Origin of the sequence: Yersinia sp. IP36721 (assembly GCF_003634395.1) — a bacterium.
GTDB lineage: Bacteria > Pseudomonadota > Gammaproteobacteria > Enterobacterales > Enterobacteriaceae > Yersinia > Yersinia entomophaga.
Genome location: NZ_QCZL01000004.1, coordinates 17,170 through 26,730 on the forward strand (window position 1 = coordinate 17,170; position 9,561 = coordinate 26,730).

Below are 9,561 nucleotides of genomic sequence, written 5' to 3' on the forward strand. Positions count from 1 at the left end.
GTGATGCTGCGGGCGTTAACTCACTTTCTGGCTTCGCCGATTGGAATAGGACGTTTATTAACGTTGCTGAAGTCTTTCATTTTTATTTTATTTATTGACCTGTTTCTGGAATACGCCTCACATGACAAAAAATATCCATAAGCATCGCATCCTTATTCTCGATTTCGGTTCGCAATACACTCAGCTAGTGGCGCGTCGCGTTCGTGAGATTGGCGTTTACTGTGAACTATGGGCGTGGGACGTAACTGAAGCCCAGATTCGTGAGTTTAATCCGAGTGGCATCATCCTGTCCGGCGGCCCGGAAAGCACCACTGAAAACGGCAGTCCGCGTGCTCCAGACTTCGTGTTCAACGCAGGCGTACCGGTATTGGGCGTGTGCTACGGTATGCAAACCATGGCGATGCAACTGGGGGGCCACGTTGAAGGTTCTACCGAGCGCGAGTTCGGCTATGCGCAGGTAGAGATCAAAACTGATTCTGCGCTGGTTCGTGATATTAAAGATGCTCTGAACGCGGCCGGTGAGCCAATTCTGGATGTGTGGATGAGCCACGGCGATAAAGTGACGGCAATTCCGTCTGACTTTGTCACCGTTGCTAGCACCGATACCTGCCCGTTTGCCATTATGGCCAACGAAGAAAAACGCTTCTATGGCGTACAGTTCCACCCGGAAGTCACCCACACCAAACAAGGCCAACGCCTGTTAGAGCGCTTCGTATTGGATATTTGCCAGTGTGAAGCGCTGTGGACGCCTGCGACCATCATCGAAGATGCAGTAGCACGTCTGCGCGAACAAATTGGCGAAGATCACGTGATTCTGGGCCTCTCTGGCGGTGTAGATTCTTCCGTTACCGCTATGTTGCTGCACCGTGCCATCGGTAAGCGTCTGACCTGTGTATTCGTGGATAACGGCTTATTGCGTTTGAACGAAGCCGATCAGGTGCTGGAAATGTTCGGTGATAAATTCGGTCTGAATATTGTCCACGTTGCGGCGGAAGATCGTTTCCTGAGCGCACTGGCCGGTATTGATGAGCCTGAAGCCAAACGTAAAACCATTGGCCGCGTATTTGTGGAAGTCTTCGATGAAGAAGCTTGTAAGCAAGAGCAGGTCAAATGGTTGGCACAAGGCACCATTTATCCGGATGTGATTGAGTCTGCGGCCTCTGCCACCGGTAAAGCGCACGTTATCAAGTCACACCATAACGTGGGCGGTTTGCCGAAAGAAATGAAGCTGGGTCTGGTTGAGCCGCTGAAAGAACTGTTCAAAGATGAAGTGCGTAAAATTGGTCTGGAATTGGGTCTGCCGTATGACATGCTGTATCGTCATCCGTTCCCTGGTCCAGGTTTAGGCGTGCGCGTACTGGGCGAAGTGAAGAAAGAGTATTGTGACCTGCTGCGTCGCGCTGATGCGATCTTTATTGAAGAGCTGCATAAAGCCGATCTTTACAATAAAGTCAGCCAGGCGTTCACCGTATTCCTGCCGGTTCGTTCCGTAGGTGTCATGGGCGATGGTCGTAAATATGATTGGGTGGTTTCTCTGCGTGCAGTCGAAACTATCGATTTCATGACCGCGCATTGGGCACATCTGCCCTATGATTTCCTTGGCCGTGTATCTAACCGCATTATCAATGAAGTCAACGGTATTTCTCGCGTGGTGTATGACATCAGCGGCAAACCACCGGCAACCATTGAGTGGGAATAACAGCCCGAAATAAATAATTTTCGATAAAAATCCAACCCCCGTATATTTCGGGGGTTTTTCATTTATTTCATTTAATTAATTTTGTTAAATGAAATAAGATGTTTATTGTTATTTTGTTTTTATATTCTACTTCTCACAATTAATATTTACTCGTGATACGGACTTAATATATTGAATCTGTTTATTGAATTGATATAGGTCTGGCTATACTCTGAGCGGTTAGCTACGCTTGGATGCTATTTTGTATTTCTTGTATTTCTTGTATTTCTTGTGTCTTTAACCTTGGTTTTTTATATCCCCATATTGTCTAGGCTGTTTTTTTGAATGAGGGTAAGCTATGTTATTATGAGAATAATAACTAAAGCATGTAATAAAAAAGAATGTTTCAGTATTTTTACTTACGTCGAGTTTCCAGTATTTCCTGATGTTGAAATAATTAAATTTATTCGATTCGAGTATCGGTTGTCATCAATACCAATGGGCGCTCTGATATTAACTATGGTGGAAGGTCTATAGTTATTCGTAAGGATATAAATGAGTTAAGCCTGCACGATTTACAGGAGCGTATAAGCGCTAAGAATAGTTGCCTGAACCCACTGATAATACCGATAATACAATCGATTTTAACCATGCTGTTGGAGGGGCTAAACACTATCTTCATTACTATGGTAATAAAGAAAATAAAGATGGAAATGGTTTTATTGCTGAAGGTTTACCTAAAAGAATAAAAAGGATTGGGTTCATATAATATATTGTACCGATGCAGGCAGGTGATGACGGAATGTGTTGATGAATGTAAATGGTGACATATGTAATCTCATATACTCATAATTATCGTCGTTTACCCTCAGCGCCGTGGATGATCGATCCGGCACCTGCACCTGAAATAATGGAAGCTGCTCCCCACATCATTTATTACATGATGGGATTTGCACCACGAGAGATATTCGTAACTTCTTATTAATAAGTATGAGGGATATGCTGGTAGTCAATAAATAATGTCATTGTCTTAAACACACAATATTGTTTTAAAATTAATAATGCTGTCGTTTTACTTTATGTTACCCGTTGGGGTTGAACACTATCGCCTTGACGAATATTTACCTATCAACTAAATGTTTAAGTTATAGAACACCATAATTTACATCGCTAACAGGCGAGATAATTATTTTTTCACAACAGAACTTTTCACCTCAGCGAGCTGAGAAATACGCTGCGGTTTAGCCAAACAGTCACCCGCATCGCTGAATCAAATCGATGATTACTGTAGGGCGTACTTAGTGTTTTGTGGAGAGAAAACATGTCGTTACATCCCCCATCTATACCTCGCGTTAACGGCGTATCCCGTCGGCGTTTATTGGGATATGTCGGCGTTGGGTTAGTCGCCAGCTTGATGAGTCCGCTGTCCCTGAATGTTTTTGCTGCTTCAACCTCAACGATGCCGCTCAATCTGGAGCGATTTATGCTGGTTTCGCGTGCTTTGACCGGTAAGCGTCAACTTAATCCCCATATCGGCCAGCGGATCTATCAGGTACTTATTCTGCGCCTGCCGCAGCTCGATCAACAACTGGCTTTACTCCAACCGCTTCCGGCTGGTGAGCCACAAAATTGGTCGCAGGCACAGCAGGGCATTGCCCGGCAGGTCTTGCAGGCGTGGTATGTGGGCGTGATAGGGGAAGGCTCGAATGCGGCGGTGATTAGCTACGAGAATGCGCTGATGTTTGAGGCCGTGTCTGATGTTTTAGTCATTCGCTCCTATTGTCCTAACCAACCCGGTTATTGGGCTGCCAAGCCTGACGTGGCCATATAATTCAGGAGAATACTTTTATGGCTGATACTTTGCAGGCTGACGTGATTGTTATCGGGTCCGGCGTAGCGGGAGGGCTTGTCGCGCATCAGCTGGCGCTAGCGGGGAAATCGGTATTGATACTAGAAGCGGGGCCGCGTTTACCGCGTTGGGAGATAGTGGAGAACTTCCGCAATCAGCCGGATAAATCAGACAACATGGCCGCTTATCCTTCTACTCCTTACGCACCTCATCCCGAATTTAATCCTGATAATCACTACTTGATTCAAAAAGGGGAACACCCTTACGACGTACAATATATCCGTGCTGTTGGCGGGACAACCTGGCACTGGGCCGCTTCGGCCTGGCGTTTTTTACCGAATGATTTCAAATTAAAAACGCTGTATGGCGTGGGATTAGATTGGCCCATCGACTATACCGCGCTGGAAAAATGGTATTTCCGTGCTGAGCAGGAACTGGGCGTTTGGGGGCCGAACAATGAAGATTTGGGATCGCCCCGCGCGCAGCCTTATCCGATGGAACCATTGCCGCTTTCATGGAACGAGCAGCGAATTAAAACCGTATTAAATGCGAATGGATTTTATGTTGTAACCGAGCCGGTGGCGCGAAATAGTCGTCCGTATGATGGCAGGCCGACCTGCTGCGGTAACAATAACTGTATGCCGATTTGCCCCATTGGCGCGATGTATAACGGGATTACTCACGTTGAAAAAGCCGAACGAGCGGGGGCAATTGTTCGTCCGCAGGCGGTTGTTTATAAGCTGGAAGTGAACGATCGGCAGGAAATTGCTGCAGCCTTGTTTAAAGACGCTCAGGGCGGGGAACATCGGGCTGAAGGGAAATTCTTTGTATTGGCTGCGAATGGCATAGAAATTCCGAAAATAATGCTGATGTCCGTCAGTGAAAAAAATCCTCGCGGAGTGGGCAATAGTTCAGACCGTGTGGGACGAAATCTGATGGACCATCCGGGTATTGGCGTGACTTTCCTGGCTAATGAAGCGCTGTGGCCGGGGCGTGGTCCGCAGGAAATGACGTCAATGGTGGGGTTCCGCGATGGCGCTTTCCGTGCTGAGTATGCGGCCAAAAAGATTCATTTATCGAATTTATCTCGTACGGACGAAGTGACAATCAATTTGCTCAAGCAGGGGGATTTACAGCTAGGGCCGCAGTTGGAGGCAAAAATCCGCGACCGGGCGGCTCGCTACGTGCGTTTTGACAGTTTTCACGAAATTTTGCCTCATATGGAAAACCGCATTATTCCCAGCCTAACGGAAAAAGACGCCATCGGCATACCTAAACCCGAGTTTTATTACGCCATGGATGACTATGTGCGCAAAAGTGCATTGCATACCCAGCAGGTCTATGCTGATGCGGCGCGGCTAATGGGCGGAACCGAAGTGGTATTCCATAATGATTTCGCCAACAACAATCACATTACTGGCACCACTATTATGGGGAACGACCCAAAAGACTCGGTGGTGGATAGTGATTGCCGTACTCACGATCATAAAAACCTGTTTATCGCCAGTAGCAGCGTGATGCCTACCGTGGGATCGGTTAACTGTACGCTGACTATCGCTGCGCTCTCTTTACGCATTGCCGAAACGTTAAAGGCCGAGGTGTGATATGAAAAAGCAAACTCTGGTCTGGCTGGCGTTATGCGGTGCCTTTAGCGCGACGGTGCAAGGAGCGGAAGGTACGGATCTGATTAAACGAGGGGAATATCTGACTCAGGCGGCAGACTGCGTAGCCTGCCATACCACCAAAGGGGGAAAGCCTTTTGCCGGAGGATTAGCCTTTAAAACGCCGATGGGAACCTTATATTCACCGAATATTACGCCGGATAAAGCGACGGGTATTGGGGAGTGGAATGACGAAGAGTTTATTCGGGCGCTGCATGAGGGAAAAGGGAAAGATGGTGAGAATCTCTATCCCGCTTTCCCTTACACTTCATACACTTTACTAACGGATGATGACGTTAGGGCGATAAAAGCCTATCTGTTTAGCCTGCCTGCGGTACATCAGCCAAATCGTGAAAACGATATGCCATTCCCGTTCAATCAGCGTTGGGGACTGTGGTTTTGGAATTGGGTGAATTTTGAAGGGCAGCGTTTCCAGCCTGATAATAATCAAAGCGCCGAGTGGAATCGCGGTGCCTACTTTGTCGAGGCGCTGGGGCACTGCGGGGAATGCCATACGCCGCGCAATTTCACTATGGGAATGAAAGACAGCAAAGCCTACGGTGGCGCTGAAATTAATGGCTGGACGGCATTTAATATTACTTCCGATCCTAATGCGGGGATTGGCAGTTGGAGCCAGGAGCAGTTGGTTCAATACCTGCGCAGCGGCCATGTTGACGGGAAAGCGCAGGCAGCCGGACCAATGGCCGAAGTGATTGAAAACAGTACCCGTCACCTGACAGAGAGCGACCTTAACGCGATGGCGGTTTATTTACGAACTTTGAAACCGCTGAATCTCGATGATGAAACCAAGAGCCGCTCAGACTGGGGGCAACCGGCAACCGGCGTCGATTCGCTACGCGGCAAGGCGTTTAGCGCCGATGATTACACCGATGGCGCGCGGCTGTATTTGGGGAACTGTGCTAGTTGCCACAGTTTTACCGGCGCGGGAGTTAAGGACGGTTATTATCCTTCTCTGATGAGAAACTCAGTGGTTGGAGCCACGACGCCGAATAATATGGTCAAAGTGATTTTGCACGGGGTGACTCGCCAGACTAACGACGGTGAAGTGTTCATGCCGGGTTTTGCCAACACCCTAAGTGATGAACAAGTTGCGACTCTCAGTAACTATTTGCTGCAACAGTTTGGTCAGCCGACGTTGAACATCAAAGCCGACGATGTGAAAGCATTACGCGAAAACTAGCCTGAGCATAGGGTAATCTGACGCGAAAGGAGCGAAGCGTCCGATTACCCATTGCCGAAATGATTTTTAGCTCGGTTTTACCCAATGCATCAAAATATATTCGCCATCTTCTCCTTTGCCGGTGGCGATTTTCTGCCAGCCATTTTGCTGATAAAACGCCAGCGCTCGCTGGTTGCGGACTAGACACTTTAACACCCCGGTAGCGGTCAATTCCCTCTGTACCGCCTGTAGCAGTAATTTTCCCACGCCAAGACCCTGGCTGCTCGGATCGACAAACAGGTTATGCAGAAAGTTTTCCTCCCGAAAAACCGAAGCAAAGCCCAGCCGGTTACCGTCCTCTACCGCCACCAAAATCTTTTCTCCCAATACCGCTTTATCGAAGTCTTCCAGTCGGAAATTTTCCTGATTAATCCAGCTAAAGGCAGCCTGACGGGAAGCCAGATACAGCGTTCGTAAAAAGGGACGATCGGCTTCCTGATATTCACGAATGTTCATTTTATCCCCCTGAGTAGCGACTTATCACCCTTGAGCCAGAGTTGATCTTATCTTATCAACCGCTGATAATGGTCGTTCTGACTCGGGGTGCCGCGCTAACTCACTGTGTGGCTGAGATTTTACCCGTATTACCTGATCTGGATTATGCCAGCGTAGGGAAGTCTCGGCATCCTCTGGGTACCGCCTTCTTGACCGCCGGTTGGGAGGAATATGTACCTTCGACCTACCGTTTTACTCGCTTCTGCTATCACAGCTTATCTGTTGTCTCCATCGATCGTCTTTTCCGTGGAGATATGCCAATGAAACGTCTCAATGCATTAACCATAGCCGGAACTGACCCTAGCGGCGGCGCGGGTATTCAGGCTGATTTAAAAACCTTTTCTGCTTTGGGTGCTTACGGAACCAGCGTGGTAACGGCTTTAGTGGCGCAGAATACGCGAGGTGTGCAGTCGGTTTATGCGATAGACCCCGCATTTGTGGCCGCTCAATTGGATTCAGTCCTGAGCGATGTACGTATTGATAGCGCCAAATTGGGTATGTTGGCCAATGAAAATATCGTTCAGATAGTGGCAGAAAAGTTACGGCAATACCCACTGGATTTCGTGGTATTGGATACCGTGATGCTGGCCAAAAGTGGCGACCCGCTGTTAGAGCCTGCGGCGGTGGCGGCGCTGCGTCAGCAATTGTTGCCGCTGGTTTCCCTGATTACGCCAAACCTGCCGGAAGCGGCGGCGTTGTTGGATTGTCAGCCTGCGACTAATGAATGGGAAATGTGCGCTCAAGGGCGGGAATTACTGGCTATGGGCTGTCAGGGCGTATTGATGAAAGGCGGACATTTGACCGGTGGGGATAGCCCCGATTGGCTGTTTACGGCTAATGGCGAGTTCCGTTTCTGTTTACCCCGCATTGCCACTCGCCACACGCACGGCACTGGCTGCACGCTGTCGGCGGCGTTGGCGGCGCTACGACCAACACAGGAAAACTGGGCGGCAACGGTCTCCGCTGCTAAATCTTATCTGCAAGGCGCGTTGGAGCAGGCGGATACGCTGGAGGTTGGGCAAGGAATCGGGCCGGTTCACCACTTTTATCGTTGGTGGTAGCCCAGCCAGACTGGCGCTCAGTTTATTCGGCGATCAGGAATGGGCGGGTGAGAGCGAACAGCGCCAGCGCCCGCTGTAAGTGAACGGCGTCAAAAGGATTCAGAATAAAGTGCTCTGCGCCTTTACGTGGGCGAATGCAGGGTAATAGGCTGATATTACCCTGCTGATCTTTTTTCTGATCAAATACATAGCTGCCGATGTCATGTTCGTTTTCTCGCCATGAAATCATCACCGCCGCGTGAGGATGTTTATCACTTTTTGGCCGTATAGCGAAAAAATAATCTCCGGCCCAGAACCCGCCGAACTCGCCGTCAATCTGTCGGTTTTTACTGCGGAACACCGCGGAATCAGCAACCTGGTCGATGGCTTTCGGCGTAATTTCCTGATGAAGCCGCTGCCACAGCGGACGACCATTTTCCAACTGCCAGCAGGCTTCACCGAGATAATCGTTCAGATCGCGCCAGTCTTGCTCTAACTGCTGGATCAAGGCTTTATCCAGAATATTGCGGTATTGCTGCATGCCGTTAAGCTCGCCTTCCAGCGCCTCGTAGGTAATCAATTCCATCGTCCGCGGGCGGCGGCGGAAGGTCATCCAGAGCACCATTTTAGGAATACGGAATTCGATAGACTGCACGCTCAGCCGATGCCTATTGCCTTTATTCAGCACAAAACCGTTCGCGGTGCCGCGTTTATTCTGATAGTTACGTACCACCATCACGCTGTTTAGTCCCATCCAGCCGGTGACGTAGTGTTCGTCCTCTGAGTTGGCGACATCCAGATCGACCACCATTTGTAGAATCTTGTCGGTGGTGACTGTCTTTAGCGTAGGAGCATCCGTCGCAGAATAATACAATTTGGGTATGTTTTGAGAAAATTCGAGGCTAGGCATAGAGGCAGATCTTCTTGGTCAATAATCTGGTTCATAGCTTAACTCAAGTTGTCATACCGATTGTTGAATAACTGAATTTAGCGTGGAAATTCGTGCTGGGGATCAACTTTTTCCTGCGTCGCTGGTCTTATGAACTGAATAACAGGGCGGTGAAACCACTGTTGAATATCAAATGACATAAAAAGGATTGCGATAATGAAAGGACAGAAAACCCTCCATTGTCTTTTACTGGGGACGTTATTGAGCGTGAGTTCATGGAGTTTTGCCCAGCAAACGTTGACCACGGCAGAGTTAGTTCAGCAGCCGCAGTATAAAAGCAGCTGGCAAAAAATGATTAAAGGACAGAAGAATTTGCCTGCCTGGGCGCGTAAAGGTGCCGGAACCTCTGCGCCACCAGAATGGGCCGAGTGGGAAGGTAAAAAATATCAGGTTGGTAATATTTGTAAGCCTCACGATTGCGCCAGCCATTTCTTGCTGGTGGCTTTCAGCGAGGATAAAAAGCGGGCTTGGGGCGTGCGGATTAGCGTAGAAGATAAGCCAGAAGCCCTGGAAACGCCGAGTCAATTTGCCACATACCAATGGTTAGGCCAGCCGGATGAAAGAATGAAAAACTTATTGATGGCGCAGCTCGAGAAAGATCCCAACTGGAAATAAACGCCCTTTCTGACGCGGAAAAATAAAACGGCGC

Annotated in this window: 8 protein-coding genes and 1 riboswitch; of the genes, 6 read left to right on the plus strand and 2 right to left on the minus strand. The window is 48.7% G+C overall.

All coding sequences use genetic code 11. The annotated features are described in order from the left end of the window. The first annotated feature begins 121 nt into the window (after positions 1 to 121). The 4 genes from guaA to DBA33_RS05255 all read left to right on the plus strand — a co-directional run bounded on the left by guaA (position 122) and on the right by DBA33_RS05255 (position 6,389). Positions 122 to 1,699, plus strand: coding sequence for a glutamine-hydrolyzing GMP synthase (gene guaA / locus DBA33_RS05240; RefSeq protein WP_064516884.1), 1,578 nt, complete (start codon positions 122 to 124; stop codon positions 1,697 to 1,699). A gap of 1,300 nt (positions 1,700 to 2,999) precedes the next feature. Continuing rightward, a complete protein-coding gene (locus DBA33_RS05245) occupies positions 3,000 to 3,509 on the plus strand; it encodes a sugar dehydrogenase complex small subunit (protein WP_064516887.1) in 510 nt (169 codons plus the stop codon). Positions 3,510 to 3,526: 17 nt separating this feature from the next. Then, a complete protein-coding gene (locus tag DBA33_RS05250; protein WP_064516889.1) occupies positions 3,527 to 5,131 on the plus strand; it encodes a GMC family oxidoreductase in 1,605 nt (534 codons plus the stop codon). 1 nt (position 5,132) lies between these two features. Continuing rightward, on the plus strand, positions 5,133 to 6,389 hold the full coding sequence (locus tag DBA33_RS05255) for a cytochrome c (protein ID WP_064516891.1): 1,257 nt from the start codon (positions 5,133 to 5,135) through the stop codon (positions 6,387 to 6,389). 66 nt (positions 6,390 to 6,455) lie between these two features. On the opposite strand, the gene DBA33_RS05260 is transcribed toward DBA33_RS05255, so the two are convergent. Next, on the minus strand, positions 6,456 to 6,884 hold the full coding sequence (locus tag DBA33_RS05260) for a GNAT family N-acetyltransferase (protein ID WP_064516893.1): 429 nt from the start codon (positions 6,882 to 6,884) through the stop codon (positions 6,456 to 6,458). A gap of 73 nt (positions 6,885 to 6,957) precedes the next feature. Next, a riboswitch (TPP riboswitch) is annotated at positions 6,958 to 7,060 on the plus strand. A gap of 123 nt (positions 7,061 to 7,183) precedes the next feature. Here DBA33_RS05260 and thiD point away from each other — a divergent pair. After that, a complete protein-coding gene (thiD, locus tag DBA33_RS05265) occupies positions 7,184 to 7,984 on the plus strand; it encodes a bifunctional hydroxymethylpyrimidine kinase/phosphomethylpyrimidine kinase (RefSeq protein ID WP_120805918.1) in 801 nt (266 codons plus the stop codon). Positions 7,985 to 8,006: 22 nt separating this feature from the next. Here the strand turns inward: thiD and DBA33_RS05270 are convergent, their stop codons facing one another. Then, a complete protein-coding gene (locus DBA33_RS05270) occupies positions 8,007 to 8,873 on the minus strand; it encodes a hypothetical protein (protein WP_120805805.1) in 867 nt (288 codons plus the stop codon). A 195-nt stretch (positions 8,874 to 9,068) separates the two neighbouring features. Here DBA33_RS05270 and DBA33_RS05275 point away from each other — a divergent pair, with 195 nt between their 5' ends. Next, a complete protein-coding gene (locus DBA33_RS05275) occupies positions 9,069 to 9,527 on the plus strand; it encodes an inhibitor of vertebrate lysozyme family protein (protein WP_064516897.1) in 459 nt (152 codons plus the stop codon). Positions 9,528 to 9,561 lie beyond the last annotated feature (34 nt).